This window comes from Undibacterium paludis (assembly GCF_022568815.1).
Taxonomy (GTDB): Bacteria; Pseudomonadota; Gammaproteobacteria; order Burkholderiales; family Burkholderiaceae_D; genus Undibacterium.
The window spans coordinates 87,968-108,052 of record NZ_JAKZHX010000016.1 but is presented as its reverse complement, the minus strand read 5'-3'; the positions used below and the strand labels follow the sequence as shown (position 1 = coordinate 108,052).

The window sequence follows — 20,085 nt, the reverse complement described above, 5'->3', positions numbered from 1 at the left end:
TGGCGTTAGTTTGGGTTAAGAAGCGCAGTCGTACGACTGTACGGCGAGCATCGCAGGCCCAAAATCACGTCGCGCAGTAGCTTAATCAGCGGCTTCTTAAATGTCGGCTTCAACGGCATTGCCATGTTCTTCTATCCAGGCACGGCGGGCGGCGGCTTCGCCTTTGCCCATCAGCATATTGAAGCGGCTCTCTGAAAATGCCTGATCGAATTCACCCAGGGACACGGGCAGGAGGCGGCGTGTATCCGGGTTCATGGTGGTTTCCCATAACTGCTCGGCATTCATCTCGCCCAGACCCTTGAAGCGGGAGATGCTCCATGCACCATCCTTGACGCCGTCCTTGCGTAACTTGTCTTCGATGGCGATCAGTTCACCTTCATCGAGGGCATAAATCTTTTGCGCAGGCTTTTTGCCGCGTGCCGGTGCATCAACGCGGAACAGTGGCGGCCTTGCCACACAGATATGGCCACGTGCGATAAGTTGTGGGAAGTGCTTGAAAAACAGGGTCAGCAGCAGGACCTGGATGTGTGAGCCGTCAACGTCTGCATCTGACAGGATGCAGATCTTGCCGTAGCGCAGATTGCTCATATCGACGATTTCATTCAAACCATGCGGATCAACCCCGATGGCGACGGCGATATCATGAATCTCGTTATTGGCAAACAGACGGTCACGCTCGGACTCCCATGAGTTCAACACCTTGCCGCGCAGGGGCAGGATGGCCTGGAATTCCTTGTCACGGCCCATCTTGGCAGAGCCACCGGCAGAATCACCCTCGACCAGGAAGATCTCGTTGCGGTCCGTGTCGCTTGATTCACAGTCAGTCAGTTTGCCCGGCAGGACGGCCACGCCCGATGATTTTTTCTTTTCGACTTTCTGAGCAGAGCGCAGGCGCGACTGCGCCTGTTTGATGACCAGTTCAGCGAGTTTTTTGCCGTATTCCACATGGGAATTGAGCCACAGCTCCAGTGGTGGTTTGGCAAAGGAGGAGACCAGGCGTACTGCATCACGCGAGTTCAGCCTTTCCTTGATCTGGCCCTGGAATTGCGGGTCCAGCACCTTGGCCGACAGCACAAACGATACGCGGGCAAACACGTCTTCCGGCAAAAGCTTGACGCCTTTGGGCAGCAGCGAGTGCATTTCTGCAAAACTCTTTACTGCACCAAACAGGCCTTCACGCAGACCGGATTCATGGGTGCCACCTGCCGGAGTAGGGATCAGGTTGACGTAGGATTCACGCACTACATTGCCTTCTTCTGTCCAGGCGACAACCCAGGACGCGCCTTCACCTTCGGCAAAGCCTTCACTTTCCGAGGTGGCGAACTGTTCGCCTTCAAACAGCGGGATCAGCGGTTCGCCATGCGAAGATTGCGCCAGGGCTTCAGTCAGGTAGCCACGCAGGCCCTGGTCATATTGCCAGGTCTGGCTTTCACCGGACTTGGCATTGGTGAGGGTTACTTTGACCCCTGGCAACAGGACTGCCTTGGAGCGCAGCAGCCGCTGTAACTCAGCCTGAGGGATGTTGGCGCTGTCAAAATACTTGGCGTCGGGCCAGATGGTGACACGCGTGCCATTCTTCTTGTCGCCACGTGGGATAGGCTGGCTGCGCAGCGGTTCTATCACGTCGCCGTTGGCAAAAGTCAGGTTGTGCAGGCCAGCTTCGCGCCAGACGGTGATTTCCAGCCGCTTTGACAGGGCATTGGTGACAGATACGCCAACACCGTGCAGGCCGCCAGAGAAGGCATAGGCGCCGCCTGAACCCTTGTCAAACTTGCCGCCTGCATGCAGGCGGGTGAACACGATTTCGACAGTGGGCACACCTTCTTCAGGATGCAAACCTACCGGGATGCCGCGACCGTCATCTTCCACACTGATGCTATTGTCAGCATTGATGGTGACCAGGATGTTCTTGCAATGCCCGCCCAATGCTTCGTCAGAGGCATTATCGATGACTTCCTGGATGATGTGCAGCGGGTTTTCTGTGCGGGTATACATCCCCGGTCTTTGTTTGACCGGCTCCAGGCCTTTGAGTACTCGGATGGATGATTCGCTATAGTCGGACGGAGAAGTATTTTTTTTAGTGGCCATGCGAATGAAAATCTGTTGTTTTGGTTAATTTTTTGATGATGTTTTGCAATTTTTTTGCGGGACTGGCAGAATTAGGCTGTATTCTTGCAGCGTTTTTGCAGCTATTGTAGCTGCAATGATTGTAGCTGCAATGTGTAGATGGAAAAACGATGCCAACAAAAACTCCAACGATCGCGATCCGACTGCTTGGATTTTCCCCAAAAGAGGAAGAAACCTTTTCAACCGTTCTTGCCGTGCTGCGCGAGAAGGGCTATCGCTATCTGGTATTAAAAACCGGTAGTCTACAAGATGCTGACATACATATTGTCAATGCGGAAGATTTAAAGGCCCTGGCAACCCTGTCCGACCTGAACCTGGGTGGCGCGCAGCCAGTATTGCTTATTGGTAAGACCGAAGTCAACCTTAATTATCCTTCCATGCCGCGCCCGATACGCTGGCGTAAGCTGTTCGATGTGCTTGATGAGCTGATAGACAGGCGCCAGCTCTTGCTGACCACCCTGGCTGCCTTTAGCGAGGTGGCGGTGCCCGAGCGTCGTCGTCGTGAACGCCTGGACATGGACCTGACTGACCCGGCTGAATACCAGAAGATGCGCCGGCCCAATATTCCCCGTGGCGGCATCATGATCGTCGACAAGGACATGCGCTTCCGTGAATATGTGGCCATGATCATGGATAAATATGGCATTACCGTGACGCTGGCAACGGATGAGCGCAGCGCCTTGATGCTGGACAAAAATAATCGTCACGCCATGACGATGATTAATACTTCCACGCCAGATATCGACCCTTATCGCCTATGCGGTGAGTTGAAAAAACAGAACACGGACCGCAGGGCGACCGTGATTTTTCTGGTCGACAAGAGTTTTGTCTATAAACAGCCCCTGGCCCAGCAGGTCGGCTGCGAGGGTTTTCTGACCAAACCATTGTCGCGCAAGCAAGTTCTGGCGACGATACAAAAGTTCCTGCAGCTGCGCTGATGTCCTTTCCTTGGCTTTGCAAGCCTGTCTGAGCCAGCATATTCCCGAAATTTTGAAATGATTGAAACGTTGTTAACTTGCAACGTTTTAACGTGCTGATGCTTCTTCGGACTCTTTGCCGCTTGGGTCAGACATGGTTTGGGTGCATTTTGCAGGTCGGTTTTTATCAATCTGCCAAGCAGTTCAGGTCCGATATACGTTTTTGCATAAATATTTATGCGTCAAACTATCCAAGCACAGACAAGCCTTATATAATCGCGCTACTTGATCGGGAGAGAGCGACGAAAGTTGCCGCCGAAGGGGCTAATACCCAAAAAACTCTCAGGCAAAAGGACCGATCGACGGGGTAGTTAAAAGTTGCCCCAACTCTGGAGAGTGGTAGCGGCGTACATGTGAAATGAGCCAGACTACCCACCGAAGGTGCGCGCGGGAAAGCAAACATACAATGCCCCCGTAATCTCTCAGGTACCAGGACAGAGGGGTATGCGATTTCAGCGCATGTGACGATTCATCCCGTCAACATGCGCTTGTTCGTCCCTTCAACCCGGTAATGAGGCATTCATGACGCAAGCAGCGACATCACTCAAGGCAACTCCCCTCAATGCAGCCCATCGTGCGGCTGGCGCAAAAATGGTTGATTTTGGCGGCTGGGACATGCCTGTCAACTATGGTTCCCAAATCGAAGAGCATCATGCAGTGCGCACCGATTGCGGCATGTTTGATGTATCCCATATGTGCGTCGTTGATCTGCAGGGCGAGAATGTACGCAGTTTCTTGCGCGGCCTGGTCGCCAATAATGTCGACAAGTTGCAGGTGGCCGGCAAGGCACTGTACTCCTGCATGTTGAAGCCTGAAGGCACGGTCATTGACGACCTCATCATCTATTTCTTCAATGAAAACTGGTTCCGCCTGGTCGTCAACGCCGGCACAGCAGAAAAAGACATCGCCTGGATGCAGGCACGCAATGCAGAGACCAATAGCGGCCTGACCATCACCCAGCGCCGTGACGGCGCCAATGCATTTGCCCTGGTGGCAGTGCAGGGCCCGAATGCCCGTGCCAAAGCCTGGGAAGTGCTGCCAGAAACCAAAGCTGCAAGCGCAGAAATCAAACCTTTCAATGCTGTGATCGTCGCTGACACTGCCTTTGGCGAAGTCATGGTGGCGCGCACCGGCTATACCGGTGAAGACGGCTTTGAAATCGCCGTCTCTGCTGATCGCGTGACTGAATTATGGAATGCCCTGGCTGCTGCTGGCGTTAAACCTGCCGGCCTCGGCGCACGTGACACCCTGCGTCTGGAAGCAGGCATGAACCTGTACGGCCAGGACATGGATGAAAGCGTCAACCCGCTCGACGCCAGTCTGGCCTGGACCATTGACTTGGTCAGCGAGCGTGACTTTGTCGGAAAACAAGCCTTGCAGCAAAAAGGCCAGAATGCCCAGTTCCTCGGTCTGGTCCTGCGTGAAAAAGGCGGTATCCTGCGCGCCCATCAGAAAGTGGTCTGCGCCCAGGGTGAAGGTGAAATCACCAGCGGTACATTCAGCCCCACCATGCAACAGGCGATTGCTCTGGCGCGCTTGCCTATGGGCGTGACTGTCGGCGATACTGTCCATGTCGTGATACGTGACAAGCAACTGGCTGCCAGTGTCGTGAAATTGCCTTTCGTGCGGAACGGCAAGATCCTGGTTGCCTGATCAGAAGACAGTCTGTAAAAAATACAATTAAACATTCTATTGAAATAACATTTATCCGGAGTCCAACATGAACGTACCAGCAGACCTGAAATACACTGAATCCCACGAGTGGGTGCGCACCGAAGCAGACGGCACCATCACCGTCGGCATCACGGCCTATGCACAAGACGCCCTGGGCGACATCGTGTTTGTTGATTTGCCAAAAGTTGGCACATCACTGGAAAAAGGCAAGGACTGTGCCGTGGTTGAATCCGTCAAGGCTGCGGGCGACATCTATGCACCAGTGACCGGTGAAGTAGTTGCCATCAATGAAGAACTGGCCGATGCGCCAGAATCCATCAATGCCGACGCATTTGCTGCATGGCTGTTCAAACTCAAGCCTGCCAACATCGCTGATGTAGACGGCCTGTTGAGCGCAGAAGCTTACGCCAAGAACATAGCCTGATTGATCTACGCGGAGGTGGCCTGTGCCACCTCTTTGCGTTTATAGCCTGTTCCAGTCTTTTGATTTTGTTGCCCGGCCTGTGGCCTGGCCAGTTTATTCTCCCGCACCGCACATATCATGACCCGTCCCTCACTGTCACAACTGGAAGCACACGATGCTTTCATCGCCCGTCATATCGGCCCATCTGAAGCTGAACAGGCCGCCATGCTGAAAACCCTGGGCTATGCCGACCGCAATGCCCTGATTGACGCCATCGTCCCGGAAAACATCCGCCGTCACGACGTATTGCCGCTGGCGCAGTTCACTGAAGCCAAATCCGAAACGGAAGCACTGGCTACCCTGAAAGCCCTGGCATCCAAGAATCGTGTCCTGAAGTCACTGATCGGTCAGGGTTATTACAATACTCACACGCCTGGCGTCATCCTGCGCAATATTTTTGAAAACCCTGCCTGGTATACCGCTTACACACCTTATCAGCCAGAAATTTCGCAAGGCCGTCTGGAAGCGATCCTGAACTTCCAGCAGGTCATTACCGACCTGACTGGCATGGACATCGCCAATGCATCCATGCTTGATGAAGGTACGGCAGCTGCCGAAGCCATGACGCTGATACAGCGCGTTGGCAAATCCAAGTCCAATGTGTTTTATGTCGCTGACGACGTACTACCACAAACCCGTGAAATCATCGAAACCCGCGCCAAGCCGCTGGGCATAGAAGTACGCAGCTGCGCTGGTACAGAAGCGCTGGACAATGAATGCTTCGGCGTCCTGCTCCAATACCCAGGTGTAGATGGTTCCATCCGTGACTACCGCGAATATGCCGCCGCCATGCATGCCAAGGGCGCAATGGTGATCGCTGCTGCTGACCTGCTGGCCTTGACCCTGATCGCTTCCCCTGGTGAATGGGGCGCAGATGTGGTCGTTGGTAACAGTCAGCGTTTTGGTGTGCCGTTGGGTTTTGGCGGCCCGCATGCCGGTTACATGGGTACGCGCGATGCCTTCAAACGCAGCATGCCTGGCCGTCTGGTCGGTGTGACCATTGATGCGCAAGGCAACAAGGCTTATCGCCTGGCCCTGCAAACACGCGAGCAACATATCCGCCGTGAAAAAGCAACATCCAACATCTGTACTGCCCAGGTTCTGTTGGCTGTCATTGCTTCCATGTATGCCGTGTACCACGGCCCTGCTGGCTTGCGCCAGATCGCCTTGCGCACGCACCGCCTGACAGGCGTGCTGGCCGGTGGCTTGAAGCAACTGGGTCTGTCTATTGTCAACAGTACTTATTTTGATACCCTGACGATCAATGTTGCCGATGCGGCAGCCTGCCATCAGGCAGCCGAGGCAGCAGGCTACAATTTGCGCAAAATCAGTGCTACCCAGGTTGGTGTTTCGCTGGACGAGACTGTTACCCGTGCAGATATCGAAGCCCTGTGGGGCATCTTCGCCAAGGCCACCAGTGCCACTGGCCGGCTGGACTTCGCTGCGATTGAAGCTGCCGTCAACGATGCCTACCCGGCAGCACTGACCCGTGGCACGGCTTACCTGACGCACCCGACCTTCAATCGCTATCATTCCGAGCATGAAATGCTGCGCTACCTGCGCAGCCTGGCTGACAAGGACCTGGCGCTGGACCGCACCATGATACCGCTGGGTTCCTGCACCATGAAACTCAATGCCACCAGCGAAATGATACCCGTGACCTGGCCGGAGTTTTCCAGTATCCATCCTTTCGCCCCTGATGACCAGACCGTCGGTTATCGTGAAATGATAGACCAGCTTGAGGCCATGCTGTGCGCAGCAACCGGTTACGACGCCGTATCCCTGCAACCGAACGCCGGTTCGCAAGGTGAATATGCAGGCTTGCTGGTGATCCAGGCTTACCATGCATCCCGTGGTGAAGCACATCGTAACATCTGCCTGATCCCGTCTTCTGCCCACGGTACCAATCCGGCATCGGCCAGCATGGTCGGCATGGACGTGGTCGTGGTTGCCTGTGATGACAAGGGTAACGTTGATCTCGATGACCTGAAAGCCAAGGCAGAAAAACACAGCGCCAATCTGGCAGCAGTAATGGTGACCTATCCATCCACGCATGGTGTGTTTGAAGAGGGCATACAGCAATTGTGTGACATCGTGCATAGCCACGGTGGCCAGGTGTATGTCGACGGCGCCAACATGAATGCACTGGTTGGTGTGGCAGCCCCTGGCAAGTTCGGTGGCGACGTCAGCCACCTGAACCTGCACAAGACTTTCTGTATCCCTCACGGTGGTGGCGGCCCAGGCGTAGGTCCGGTTGCAGTTGGCGCACATCTGGCGAAGTTCCTGCCCAACCAGAAATCAACTGGTTACGTACGCGGTGAAGACGGCATTTCTGCCGTCAGTGCTGCACCTTTCGGCTCTGCCAGCATCCTGCCTATCTCCTGGATGTATATCGCCATGATGGGGGCACAAGGTCTGAAAGACGCAACAGAAACCGCCATCCTGGCGGCCAACTACATCGCCAAGCGCCTGGCCCCGCATTATCCTGTTCTGTACAGCGGTCATGATGGTCTGGTCGCGCATGAGTGCATCCTGGACCTGCGTCCATTGACTGATGCCACTGGCATTAGCAATGAAGACGTGGCCAAGCGCCTCATCGACTTTGGCTTCCACGCACCGACCATGAGCTTCCCTGTGCCTGGCACCTTGATGATAGAACCGACAGAAAGCGAATCACAAGCCGAACTTGACCGCTTCATTGATGCCATGATCTGCATCCGTGAAGAAATCGCCAAAGTGGCCAGCGGTGAATTTGACGCCAAGGACAATCCACTGAAATTTGCACCGCATACGGCAGAAGTGCTGGTCGCCAATGAATGGCCTCATGCATACAGTCGTGAAGTCGCCGCCTACCCGGTAGCTTCGCTGCGCAAGCAGAAGTACTGGGCGCCGGTTGGTCGTGCAGACAATGTCTATGGCGACCGTAACCTGTTCTGTTCCTGCATACCTGTCAGTGATTACGAATAATTTTCTTATTCACCGGCTTTAAGTAAAAAGGACATGCTTGCATGTCCTTTTTTTGTCAGGCCTTCAAACCGGCATCAACACGGGTATTGGAGCATGTGCCGTAATTCTTACCCGCAGCATTTTTGCGAAATGATCCGCCGCAAGTGGTCTGGCGAATATATACCCTTGTCCTTCTTCACATTGCTGGTCTTTCAAAAAACGCAGCTGCCCTGGATTCTCTACACCTTCTGCGATGACTTTTTGTTTCAGGCTGTTACCCATTGCAATGACAGCACTGACGATGGCGCCATCACCATCGGTCTTGCCGGCGCCTATCTCATTGACAAATGACTGGTCGATTTTCAGGACATCAATCGGGAACTGATTCAGGTAACTCAGGCTGGAATAGCCGGTGCCAAAATCATCGACCGCCAGTTGTATACCCATGTCTTTCAATTGCTGGAGTATGGCGATACTGTTTTCTGCATCACGCATCAGGACGCTTTCGGTGATTTCAAGTTGCAGGCAATGTGCGTCCAGGCCGGTCTTGTTCAGGATGCTGCGTACGGCTTCAACAAAATCCTGGCGGCGAAATTCAACGGCAGAAATATTGACGGAGATGGAATCTATTTTCAGGCCTTCATCCTGCCAGCGTCTGGTTTGCGCGCATGCTTCCTGCAGCACCCAGCGGCCTATGGGGATGATGACACCGCATTCCTCCGCGATGGTAATGAAGCGTACCGGTGATACCAGGCCCCATTCGGGATGTGACCAGCGCAAGAGTGCTTCAGCACCGGTGATGTCGTTGGTCGTCAGATTGATCTTGGGTTGGTAGTGCAGTACGAATTCTTTTCTGACCAGGGCCAGTCGCAGATTGGCTTCTATGATCTGTCTCTCTACCGCACGTACGTTCATCTCGGGTTTGAAAAACTGGTAATTGTTGCGCCCTTTTTCCTTGGCCTGGTACATTGCGGTGTCGGCATTTTTGATCAGGGTCCCGGCATCCTGCCCGTCTGCCGGGTAAAGGCTGATCCCTATGCTGGTGGTGATATGCAAGTCATTCTTGGCTATTTTGTGCGGCTCAGCCAGTGAACTCAATATCTTGTCGGCGACGACTGCTGCCTTTTCTGCCGATTTTTCTTCCGTCACCAGTATCACGAATTCATCACCGCCCTGACGACTGACCGTGTCTGAATGACGCACACAGGCACTGAGACGTTCTGCCACTGACTGCAGCAGTTTGTCACCGGTTGCATGACCCAATGAGTCATTGATGTGTTTGAAGTTGTCGAGATCAAGAAAGAGCACGGCCACCTGGGTATCGTTGCGTCTTGCCAGGCTGATAGCCTGCTCTATCCTGTCATTGAGCAGGACACGATTAGGCAGATCAGTCAGGAAGTCATGCTGCGCAAGGTAAGCCATTTTCTGCGCCATGGCCTGGGTTGCCGTGACGTCATGGAATACCATGACGGCGCCGGCAATCCTCCCGCTAGAATCATGGATGGGCGCGGTTGAATCCTCTATGGCGACTTCGCTGCCATTGCGCCGCAGCAGTATGGTCCCTGGTGTCAGTGTAGTGGCCTTGTCCTGTTGCAGGACCAGTTCAACCGGATTCGGTTTTGGCTCGCGCGTATCGCTGTGAATCAGGGGCATGACAACGCTGATAGGGTGGCCACGTGCTTCATCCCTGGTCCATTGGGTTATATGCTCAGCCGCCACATTGAGGTAGTCGACATTGCCTGCCATGTCCGTGCCTATCACGGCATCGCTGATGGAGTTGAGCGTTATTTCTGCGCGTGCTTTTTCCCTGTAGGCCGATTCATCGAGAACTTTATGACGCAAAATCTGGCGCAATGATTGTGAGACCAGGTAACTGCTGTAGTGTTCCTTGAACAGATATCCCTGGGCGCCGTAACGCAGGGCTTCGATGGCCAGAGCGTCGTCGTTACCACACAAGGTCACGATGGGGATTTGTGGCGCTGCAGAAGTCAGTGCATTGAGAGTCGCCAGCCCCTGACTATCCGGCAGTGCCAGGTTGACCAGTATGGCGTCCATATGTGTTCCTTGCAGACGCTGGATGGCGTCAGCCAGCTGCCAGGCTATATCGACCTTGTAATGTTGGTCTTTGGCTGTGCACAGTGTTTCTGCCAGTGTCGTGCCATCAGCTATGTCACCGGTAATAATCAGTATACGGTAAGTCATGAGGATTGCTCCTTGTCAGGCGGAGTAGTTGCAATAAGATGCAGATGACCAGCACAACACCCTGGACTTTGTGATTGCATCAATCTTGCAGCGCAGTGATAGCTGAGTTGGTAGGTAAAAATTACCGGAGGACAAGCTCGCGGTCTGTACGATATCGTACACAAACTGGATGTACTGGCAGGGCGCTGGATGAGGTGCTGGGTAGGGGGCTGTATAGGGAGGCTATATAGGGAGGCTATATGGAACTGAATTTTTAACTTGGTGGCTACAGTACCGGATCATTTCTTGATCTGGCCTTGAACGTAAAAATGGGCACGCAGCGTGCCCATTTTTACGATTGCTACTGTGACGGGCTAATTTCGGACAATAAAGGCGCGTAACCAGGTATTTTTCTACTTCCCTTTATAGATCCCGGCTTCGAGTATCACATCATTGCTGCGGACTATATAAGTGCTCTTGTTTTCCATCTGTTTGGTGACCGGATTGTTGAAGCGATAGTCAACCCAGCCTTTGCCCTTGCTCTTGGCCAGGGCAACGATGTCCTTGCGGAAGTATTTGCCGTCAGCATCGGGCAGGTCCAGCATGTTTTTACCTATCAGCTTGGGATTGATGGGATGTGCAACCATGATGCCATCGAGACCGCGTACAGAAAGGTAAATGGCACCATTCATGAATTCCGGGTTCTTGTTATTGATTTCCTGCACCAGGGCATCTTTACCATTCTTCTGCATATAGGCCAGTCCTTTGTCGACCATGGCAATGGCATCAGCAGGATTGTCGTCTGCCCATGCGAGGCTGATGTGAGTCATGAACAGAAATGCGGCCAGCAGTTTCAAGAGTTTCATATGTAAAGTCTCCCTATGGTTACATTCATTATATAAATGATTTTTTATGAGCTGCGTTTTTCTTGTTGCTTGCTTGCCTCTTGCTTCAGGCTAGTAGAGAAGAGGTAAAAAAGCAAAGCTTTCCTGACTTGTGGCAACAATTGTGTATGGTTGTAAGTTGTTTTTGGAAAACAAAACACGGCGTGCATGTGGAGGGAACAATTTTTGACATTTCTGCATAAAAATTAAGCGATTAAATGTTGCCTTGTGGAAAATTCATGCAGTAAAATACGCGCAAGTTTCCGTATGGAAATTTCTCTCTCTGGCAATTATTCGTGTTCGACTTTCCCTGACTTTATCCCATGAAAAAAATTATCCTGGCATCCCTGTTGTGCGTTTCTGCTGTTTCTGCTTTTGCAAATGAAGTCGCTCCCGCCGTAGACAAGCAAACCTGTGAAAAAGCTGTTTATCCCAAATCTGCATTGATGAATGAAGAAACCGGCACTGTGGTGCTGTCCGTACTGGTTGGGCCGGATGGTAGTGTTGTTGATTCCAAGGTGGAAAAATCCAGCGGTTCCAAAGCCCTGGATAAGGCGACACAGAAAGTTTATTCATCCTGCAAGTTCAAACCGGGCGCCAAAGATGGCAAACCACAACAAGCCTGGACCAAACTCGAATATGTCTGGAGTCTTTCCTGATACATGTGACACATGTCTTTATGCATATTTCATCTCCCCAGTCTGCCTGACCACGGTGAGGGTATGCTGAGAAAGTCAGCTGTCGCTTCAAATTGAAAAAAGGGTTCCGTCGGGAACCCTTTTTCATTGCCTGTCCGATTTTATCAAACTGACAGGCCCTGCGTACAGAGGTACTGTACCGTCAGCTCAGCCGTGTTTTTTACGCCCGGCCTTGAAGTGGGCAATCAGTGACTTGCCACTGCGGCTTGGTGCTGCCTGGCGATGCGTCACCTTGATAGCCGGAGCATGGTGACCTGCCTGTACCGCCTGTACTGTCGTCTGGTTGACCTGGGTTACGATAGGTGTTTGTATGCGCAGGGTCTGGCCGCGGGCGATGTTCTCATGCTTGAGATGATTCCATGACTTCAGTTCTGCGATGCTGACGCGGAAACGTTTGGCAACACCTGCGAGGTTCTCATGTTTGCCAACCTTGTAACTGACCTGGCGCATGCTGGTTTTTTCAATGACGATCTGTGCTTTTTCTGCGATGTCCAGCGAGATGTCATGATCAGGCGATTTATCTGATTTGGGGACCAGCAAAGTCGATCCTGCTTTGACCATCATTTTTGCCGGGATCAAATTGACTTCACGCACAACTTCCGGTTTCAGGCCCAGTTTGCTGGCCAGGGTTTCTATGCGCTCGGTTTTTTGTACTGTGTGTGCAGACCAGCTCGACAGTGGACCTTGCCATTTGTTGAGATTGGTCTTGAACAGCGCGGCATTATCTGTTGGCAGCAGTATCTTGGTATTACTGTCGCCGGCAATCACCGGACGATTGAATTGCGGATTCAGCGCCGTGAATTCATCCATGGACAGTTCTGCCAGCTGCGCTGCTACGCGTACATCGATGTCCCTGGTTTTTTCTACGGTGACAAAGTAAGGCTGGTTATCCAGTTTGGGCAGCGCCAGGTTGAATTGCTCTGGGTGAGCAATGATGTTTTTGACTGCCTGCAATTTGGGCAGGTAGTTTTTGGTCTCATTGGGCATGTGCACCGACAGGCTCTGGAAGTCTATCGGCAGGCCCTTTGCCTGTTGTTTCTTGATGGCGCGCTGTACCGAGCCTTCGCCCCAGTTATAAGCCGCCAGCGCCAGTTGCCAGTCGCCGAACATGCCATACAGCTTTTCGAGGTAATTCAGTGCGGCGTCCGTTGAATCAAGCACGCCACGCCTGTCATCCTTGAACATGGTTTGCTTGAGGTTGAAGTCACGACCCGTCGCCGCCATGAATTGCCACATGCCGGTTGCCTTGGCAGTGGAGATGGCTTGCGGGTTGAAGGCGGATTCAATAAAGGGCAGCAAGGCCAGTTCGGTCGGCATGCCACGTTTTTCCAGCTCTTCGACGACATGATAGAGGTAACGCGAGCCGCGCTGTACGGTACGCAGTATGTAGTCAGTGCGGGTGCTGTACCAGGCTAGCTGATTGCTTACCAGCTGGTTTTCCAGATCGGGGATGGCGTAGCCGCTACGTACTCTTTCCCACAGGTCCGTGGTTTTATCCGTGTAGTCAAAATTGGCCACGTCGGCTGGCAATTCAAGGGTGACGGGCAGAGTTGCATTTTGTACCGAGGTTGTGGTTTCTGGTGCCGATGCCAGCGAAAATGCCGTTGCCGGTGCGTCAGCAAGACATATTTGCGGCGTCAGGCTGACTAGCAGGGTGGCAGTGCATAGGCTTGTCAGGCTTGCGGAATGGAGTCGGAATCGTTTCATAGGCAAATAATTGTCTAATCGACCATAGTCGACGTGGATTGCAGGATCGTGAGAGTGTACGCAAGTGCGGTTTGCAGCGTCAAGAAAAATGTCAGTCAAATGACAAGATTTACATGTCAATTTGCCTAAAAAGCAGTCAATGTAATGATGTGAATGAGCAATTTCCTTTCAAAGATTGCTTAATTTCTATTAATTTCAGTGAATTGTCATGAATGTCATCGAATTTGATTGTCTTCGTACTCATCTTGATTTTTGTCAGGCCAGATCATGTTTTCAGTTTTCCCCGGTCTTGTTGTACGTACAAAAAGCGATGTTGTTAAATCATATTCAAATACAATACAGAGCCTGATCAATTTCCTGGATGCGATATGCGCAGAATAAAGTTCACCACTGTAAAGTCCGGCATCTTGGCACTGACCCTGAGTGGAGCAGGCCTGGCACATGCTGACACGATCATTGCGCATGTACGCGGCTATACCTTGAATCAGAAAGGCCAGTTGCAACAATTCAGTGCAATCGCTTTCGATGAACAAGGCAAGGTCATCGACATCGGCAAGGTGGCTGCTTTGGCGGCAAAATTGCCCAGGGCGACACGCATTGATGGCGCTGGCAAGACCCTGCTGCCGGGTATGATAGATGCGCATGGCCATGTCCTCAGCCTTGGCGTCAGCCAGATGCAGCTCAGCCTGCGTGCCACCGCCGATCTTGCGCAGGCACAGCAGGCAATCGCCGACTATGCGCGACGCTATCCCCAGCACCAGTGGATCATGGGCGGTGAGTGGAATCAGGCCAACTGGAAGCTGGGGCGCTTCCCGACTGCGCAAGAAATTGATGCTGTGGTCAAAGACAGGCCAGTCTGGCTATCCCGGGTCGACGGCCATGCAGGCTGGGCCAACAGCCGCGCCATGCAATTGGCTGGGATAGATGAGACAACCCCTGACCCAACTGGCGGCAAGATAGAAAAAGACGCGCAGGGCAAACCTACAGGCATACTGATTGATGCGGCAATGAAGCTGGTCGACAAGGTTTTACCGCCGCCATCAGAAGCCGAGCAAAGAGCTGCACTGGACCTGGCCTTGCAGGAACTGGCCAGAGTTGGGGTGACCAGTGCACATGATGCCGGCGTGTCTGAATCAGCCGACAGATTATTCAGGGAATATGCCGATCAGGGCAAACTCAGTACCCGCATCTACGGCATGATACGTGGCACAGACGGTTTTTTCGACAAAGCGGCGCAGCAGGGCCCCTTGCTTGCTTATGGCAATGATCATTACGCCTTGCGTGCCGTCAAGCTGTTTGCCGATGGTGCCCTGGGTAGTCGCGGTGCTGCCTTGCTGGCGCCATATTCTGATGCGCCGCATACCCAGGGTCTTCTGTTCAAGTCGGCAGATGACATGGCAGCCATGATAGAAAAAGCCGCGAGCAAGGGTTACCAGGTAAATGTGCACGCCATCGGCGATGCCGGTAATCGCCAGATACTTGATGGTTTTGCGCGCCTGCCGGCTTCTGCGTCGGTCAATTTGCGCCATCGCATAGAACATGCCCAGGTCGTTGCCCTGTCTGATATTCCGCGTTTCAGGCAACTTGGCATTTTGCCATCCATGCAACCTACTCACGCGACCTCGGACATGAATATGGCTGAAGACAGGGTAGGGGCCGAGCGTATCAAGGGTGCTTATGCCTGGCGCAGCTTTTTGGAGCAAGGCTCACGTATAGCCTGTGGTTCAGACTTCCCCATAGAATCACCCAATCCATTCTGGGGTGTGCATGCGGCAGTAACCCGTCAGGACATGCAGGGCCAGCCGGCAAAAGGCTGGTATGCCAACCAGGCCATGACAGTGCACGAAGCCTTGCGCTGTTTTACGCTTGATGCTGCCTATGCGGCACACCAGGAGAATATCCTCGGTACCCTGGAGAAGGGTAAGTGGGCAGACTTCATCCTGATTGATCAGGACCTCTTGCATATGCCGGTCAAAGACATCTACAAGATCAAGGTCTTGCAAACCTGGGTGGGTGGCAGGCAGGTTTATCCGGGCAGCAAATAAACCCTGCCAGTCACGCGACTGCAAGCAGCTTATGCCGCCTGCAGTTGCAGTTGTTTTTCCTGTATGGGCATGTGCACCAATGCCGCACCAACGGCCAGCGTGATATCGACGTACCAGAGCACATTGAAATTGCCATTGGCCTCCAGTACCTTGCCTCCCAGCCATGCGCCCAGGAAACCGCCGATTTGATGCGTCAGCATGACGATGCCAAACAGGCTGGCCATATTTGCCGGTCCAAAAAACTTGGCAACCAGACCCGCAGTGGGTGGCACCGTGGACAAGAATGTCAGACCCATGACGGCTGCAAATACCAGTACCACTGTGCCGGTTTTTGGTGCCAGCAAAAACAGGGTAACGGCCAGTGCGCGTGTCGCATACAGCAGCGACAAGAGCGATTTCATGCGCCACCTGCCCACCGCCCAGCCCATGGAAATGCTGCCGATGATATTGAACAGACCCAGTATGGCCAACGCCCAGCCGCCAAATTCTGCTGGCAGACCGCACAGGCTGATGACACCCGGTAAATGGGTGGCGAGAAAGGCCACATGAAAGCCGCAGACAAAAAAGCCTCCCGCCAGCATCAGGTAACTGGGATTTTTCAAGGCGATGGAGATTGCCCTCGACGTGCTGACAGGCACCTGGCCAGCACTGACAGCTTGCACAGGCCTGCCACGTAACAGATAGGCAGCGGGCAGGGCCAGCAAGACGATCACCCCCATCATTTGCATGGCATTATTCCAGCCATACTGGCTCATCAAAGCAATGGCGATGGGCGCCATCAGGAATTGACCAAAAGAGCCGCCTGCATTGACGATGCCAGTGGCAATGCCACGCTTTTCTGTCGGGATCATGCGGGTTGCTGTCGCCATGAGTACCGCTGGGCCAGCCATGCCTGCACCGCCTGCCGCCAGCATGCCAATGGCGAAGATCAGCCCGGCAGTAGTCGTCATCAATGGTGTGATGAAGGTGCCGATTGCCACCAGCAATATGCCGGCAAACAGGACGCGACCCGCCCCCAATTTATCTGCAAAGGCGCCGGCAAAGGGCTGGGTCAAGCCCCACCACAATTGACCGAAGGCGAAAGCCAGGCTGATATTACCCACCCCCAGGCCGGTTGCCGTGTTCATGGGGCTCAGAAACAAGCCCATGCTCTGCCTTGTCCCCATGGTGAGGGCAAAGGTACCGGCGGTGCCCAGCAGTACCAGCCAGATGGCAGGGTACTTGTGCAACAGATTGCTTTCAGTATTCATCGTGTCATCCATGAGTGAATTGGCGATACAGGATTTTAAATGATGGTCATCATGATTGTATATATTACGTTTATAATTTATAATGTCAAGAGAATTTTATTGATGGAGTAATGCCATGAAAGTCAGCAGAGAACAGGCAAATGAAAATCGGCAGCGCATTCTGGATGTGGCCTCGCAACTCTTCCGTGAACGTGGTTATGACGGCGTCAGCGTGATCGACCTGATGAAGGGGGCTGGTCTGACCCATGGTGGCTTTTATGGAAACTTCTCATCCAAAGAAGACCTGATTGCCCAGACCTGCGCACTCAGTCTCGGACGTTCGGCTGAGCGCTGGAAGAAATGGCAGGCAGAATCTCCTGATACTGCCTTGTCGCATATCGCCAGTGACTACTTGTCACCTGCACACAGGGATAAACCCGGCAGGGGGTGTACCCTGGCTGCCCTGGGCTCGGATATGGCCAGGCAAAGCGGGCCAGTGCGTCAGGCGGCCAGCAAAGGGGCGCATGAACTGATTACTGTCCTTGCTGCTTTATTGCCTGGTGAGACTGCTGAGCAGAAAGAAGAAAAAGCCATGCTGGCCTTCGCCAGCATGGTGGGCGCCATTGTCCTGGCGCGTGTGGAAGAGGATGAGGAGTTTTCCCGGCGCATTCTGAGCACAGTTGCTGCCGCGCTCAATGCTGCGAAAGAATAAGCTCTGTGCTGAATACTGAAGCTCTAACCACCCATGTAAAAAGCATTGAGTTTGTTGCCATCGAGGTCGCGGAAATAGGCGGCATAAAAACCGCTGTCACCTCTTGGGCCTGGCGCTCCCTCGTCTATGCCGCCCAGCGCCAGCGCCTTGTTGTATACGGCTTGCACCTGCTCGGGAGTTTTGACAACGAGCGCCGTCATGCTGCCATTGCCCACTGTCGCGGCTTCGCCATTGGAGGCTTTGATAATAGCTTGGGGCTGACAACCCAGGCAACGAACCCTTCTGACTCCATATAACGCCTGGCGCCAATTTCTGCCAGCACGGCATCGTAAAAAGCCGCAGCACGATCGATATCGTTTGTACCCTGAGTAATGTAGCCTTTCATCATGGTCTCCCGCGGATCTGTTATTGATGAGATGCTTATTTTGCCACGCTTTACAGGCTAATTTTTATTCATCATTTTTATGGAGATCAAACTGCAATGCGGCCAATTTTGCGTAGACTCCGCCTTGTTCTACCAGTGAAGCATGGGTGCCGGTTTCCACGATGCGACCATGTTCCATGACGATGATGCGGTTGGCGCGCTGCACAGTTGCCAGTCTGTGGGCGATGATCAGGGTGGTGCGGCCCTGCATGGCCACTTCCAGTGCACCCTGTACCAGTCTCTCTGACTCAGCATCTAGCGCACTGGTGGCTTCATCAAGCAGGAGCAGGGGCGGGTTTTTGAGCAAGGCGCGGGCAATTGCTATCCTCTGTCTTTGTCCGCCGGATAAGCGCACACCACGTTCACCGAGGAAGGATTGATAACCATCCGGCAAGCGCTCGATAAATTCATGCGCAGCAGCCATTCTGGCGGCGGCGATTACTTCGGCATCGCTGGCACCATCGCGACCGTAACGGATATTCTCGATTGCGTTGGCAGAAAAGATGACGGTGTCTTGCGGCACCACGCCGATGGCATCACGCAAATCATGCAACGTCAAATCGCGGATGTTCACACCATCGAGCCTGATCGTGCCATGCTGGGGATCGTAAAAGCGGAGCAGCAACTGGAACAGGGTAGTTTTACCAGCGCCGGAAGAACCGACCACGGCTACGGTTTCGCCCGGCTGTATCTCAAGATTGAGGTCAGCCAGGGCTGCTGTCTTGGGACGTGAAGGGTAGTGGAATTCTATGTCTTGCAGTGACAGTGCGGCGCCCCTGGCATCGTGTTCGGCGCGGGCAGGCAGTCTCAGTGGCTTCTCAGGGTTTTGGATGGGGGATTTCACTTCTATCAATTCCAGCAGGCGCTCGGTCGCGCCAGCGGCGCGCTGGGCATCCCCCATGACTTCTGACAGAGCGCCAATGGCGCCGGCCACTATCGATGCATACAGGATGAATTGCCCCAGTTCGCCACCACTCATGCGACCTTGCATGACCGCATGTGCACCCAGCCATAGTACAAACACGATGGCGCCAAACACCAGCAAGATCGCCATCACCGTCAGCAAGGAGCGGGCGCGTATGCGTCGCATGGCGGTCTTGAATGCACTTTCAACGCTGCCGGAAAAACGACGGGCTTCTATATGTTCATGGGTAAATGCCTGCACGGTCGGCATGGCATTCAAAATCTCGCCGGCAATTGCCGATGCATCTGCGATCCTGTCCTGCGAGTCACGCGACAGCGTACGTACGCGCCTGCCAAACAGAATGATGGGCAAGACCACAACTGCCAGCATAACGATGATGATCGATGACAGCTTGGGGCTGGTCACGAACAGCATCACCAGTCCACCCAAAAACAGCAGGAAGTTACGCAAGGCCATAGAGATACTGGTGCCAACCACAGTCTGTATCAGGGTGGTGTCTGTGGTCAGGCGTGACAGCACTTCACCGGTCTGGGTAGTCTCAAAAAATTCAGGGCTCTGCGTCACTACATGTGAATATACTGCGTTGCGTATATCTGCCGTGACCCGCTCACCCAGCCAGGACACCATGTAAAACCTGGCTGCCGTCGCAATGCCGAGGACGCAGGCGACACCAAACAGGGCGATAAAGGTCAGGTCCACATGCTTGATGTTGTGGTCGCCGCCGCCAAAGCCAAGATCGATCATTTGGCGGAAGGCATAGGGTATTGCCAATGTGGCACCGGCTGCAACCAGCAGGGCTATGCCGGCCAGGACGAATTGCCGTTTGTATGGGCTCAGAAAAGGCAGCAAGCCCTTCAGGGTTTGAAAACTGCTGCGCTCGGAAATGGGGCTGGCAGTGGGAGTGCTGGAAGGTGTCTGGGTCATGCGCAGTCCTGGGTGGGTGACTTGGGGCGAATCGTGACTAAATACGACTAAGAATCTGTTTGCGCTCTGTAGCGCGTGCTAAAGCCCAATAGATGTTGCTGGAACAGCTAAAATCAATAGAGCAGTCTATCCTTTTCTGTATGCATAGTCAGCAGGCCTTGCATTTTCG

Annotated in this window: 15 protein-coding genes and 2 riboswitches; of the genes, 7 read left to right on the top strand and 8 right to left on the bottom strand. The window is 53.5% G+C overall.

The window, feature by feature from the left end:
* Nucleotides 1-96 precede the first annotated feature (96 nt).
* Complete coding sequence (locus LZ463_RS24005; RefSeq protein WP_241458829.1) at nt 97-2,088, bottom strand: DNA topoisomerase IV subunit B; 1,992 nt, start codon at nt 2,086-2,088, stop codon at nt 97-99.
* A 149-nt stretch (nt 2,089-2,237) separates the two neighbouring features.
* Between LZ463_RS24005 and LZ463_RS24000 the strand changes: the two genes are divergently transcribed.
* From LZ463_RS24000 to gcvP, 4 genes are all read left to right on the top strand, one after another.
* Nucleotides 2,238-3,065: a response regulator gene (locus tag LZ463_RS24000; RefSeq protein ID WP_241458828.1), complete on the top strand. Its 828-nt coding sequence runs from the start codon at nt 2,238-2,240 to the stop codon at nt 3,063-3,065.
* A 259-nt stretch (nt 3,066-3,324) separates the two neighbouring features.
* A riboswitch (glycine riboswitch) is annotated at nt 3,325-3,412 on the top strand.
* A gap of 11 nt (nt 3,413-3,423) precedes the next feature.
* A riboswitch (glycine riboswitch) is annotated at nt 3,424-3,552 on the top strand.
* Between the two features lie 74 nt (nt 3,553-3,626).
* Entirely contained in the window at nt 3,627-4,757 is a 1,131-nt protein-coding gene (gcvT, locus tag LZ463_RS23995) for a glycine cleavage system aminomethyltransferase GcvT (protein WP_241458827.1), read from the top strand.
* A 67-nt stretch (nt 4,758-4,824) separates the two neighbouring features.
* On the top strand, nt 4,825-5,202 hold the full coding sequence (gene gcvH, locus LZ463_RS23990; protein WP_241458826.1) for a glycine cleavage system protein GcvH: 378 nt from the start codon (nt 4,825-4,827) through the stop codon (nt 5,200-5,202).
* A gap of 117 nt (nt 5,203-5,319) precedes the next feature.
* Nucleotides 5,320-8,208, top strand: a complete 2,889-nt coding sequence (gene gcvP / locus LZ463_RS23985) for an aminomethyl-transferring glycine dehydrogenase (protein ID WP_241458825.1) — start codon at nt 5,320-5,322, stop codon at nt 8,206-8,208.
* A 63-nt stretch (nt 8,209-8,271) separates the two neighbouring features.
* On the opposite strand, the gene LZ463_RS23980 is transcribed toward gcvP, so the two are convergent.
* A complete protein-coding gene (locus tag LZ463_RS23980) occupies nt 8,272-10,389 on the bottom strand; it encodes a putative bifunctional diguanylate cyclase/phosphodiesterase (protein ID WP_241458824.1) in 2,118 nt (705 codons plus the stop codon).
* A gap of 392 nt (nt 10,390-10,781) precedes the next feature.
* Nucleotides 10,782-11,234, bottom strand: a complete 453-nt coding sequence (locus tag LZ463_RS23975) for a cache domain-containing protein (protein ID WP_241458823.1) — start codon at nt 11,232-11,234, stop codon at nt 10,782-10,784.
* A 341-nt stretch (nt 11,235-11,575) separates the two neighbouring features.
* On the opposite strand from LZ463_RS23975, the gene LZ463_RS23970 reads away from it, so the two are divergent.
* Nucleotides 11,576-11,911, top strand: a complete 336-nt coding sequence (locus LZ463_RS23970; protein WP_241458822.1) for an energy transducer TonB — start codon at nt 11,576-11,578, stop codon at nt 11,909-11,911.
* A 186-nt stretch (nt 11,912-12,097) separates the two neighbouring features.
* Here LZ463_RS23970 and LZ463_RS23965 read toward each other — a convergent pair whose 3' ends face one another.
* On the bottom strand, nt 12,098-13,657 hold the full coding sequence (locus LZ463_RS23965) for a transglycosylase SLT domain-containing protein (protein ID WP_241458821.1): 1,560 nt from the start codon (nt 13,655-13,657) through the stop codon (nt 12,098-12,100).
* Nucleotides 13,658-14,025: 368 nt separating this feature from the next.
* Between LZ463_RS23965 and LZ463_RS23960 the strand changes: the two genes are divergently transcribed.
* A complete protein-coding gene (locus tag LZ463_RS23960; RefSeq protein WP_241458820.1) occupies nt 14,026-15,702 on the top strand; it encodes an amidohydrolase in 1,677 nt (558 codons plus the stop codon).
* Between the two features lie 29 nt (nt 15,703-15,731).
* Here LZ463_RS23960 and LZ463_RS23955 read toward each other — a convergent pair whose 3' ends face one another.
* Nucleotides 15,732-16,952: an MFS transporter gene (locus LZ463_RS23955; RefSeq protein ID WP_241458819.1), complete on the bottom strand. Its 1,221-nt coding sequence runs from the start codon at nt 16,950-16,952 to the stop codon at nt 15,732-15,734.
* Between the two features lie 115 nt (nt 16,953-17,067).
* On the opposite strand from LZ463_RS23955, the gene LZ463_RS23950 reads away from it, so the two are divergent.
* Nucleotides 17,068-17,643, top strand: coding sequence for a TetR/AcrR family transcriptional regulator (locus LZ463_RS23950; protein WP_241458818.1), 576 nt, complete (start codon nt 17,068-17,070; stop codon nt 17,641-17,643).
* 23 nt (nt 17,644-17,666) lie between these two features.
* Here LZ463_RS23950 and LZ463_RS23945 read toward each other — a convergent pair whose 3' ends face one another.
* The 3 genes from LZ463_RS23945 to LZ463_RS23935 all read right to left on the bottom strand — a co-directional run bounded on the left by LZ463_RS23945 (nt 17,667) and on the right by LZ463_RS23935 (nt 19,916).
* Nucleotides 17,667-17,843, bottom strand: a complete 177-nt coding sequence (locus LZ463_RS23945; RefSeq protein ID WP_241458817.1) for a VOC family protein — start codon at nt 17,841-17,843, stop codon at nt 17,667-17,669.
* Entirely contained in the window at nt 17,840-18,031 is a 192-nt protein-coding gene (locus LZ463_RS23940) for a VOC family protein (protein ID WP_241458816.1), read from the bottom strand. Before LZ463_RS23940 ends, LZ463_RS23945 begins: the two co-directional genes overlap by 4 nt.
* Before the next feature lie 61 nt (nt 18,032-18,092).
* Nucleotides 18,093-19,916: an ABC transporter transmembrane domain-containing protein gene (locus LZ463_RS23935; protein WP_241458815.1), complete on the bottom strand. Its 1,824-nt coding sequence runs from the start codon at nt 19,914-19,916 to the stop codon at nt 18,093-18,095.
* Nucleotides 19,917-20,085: the final 169 nt, after the last annotated feature.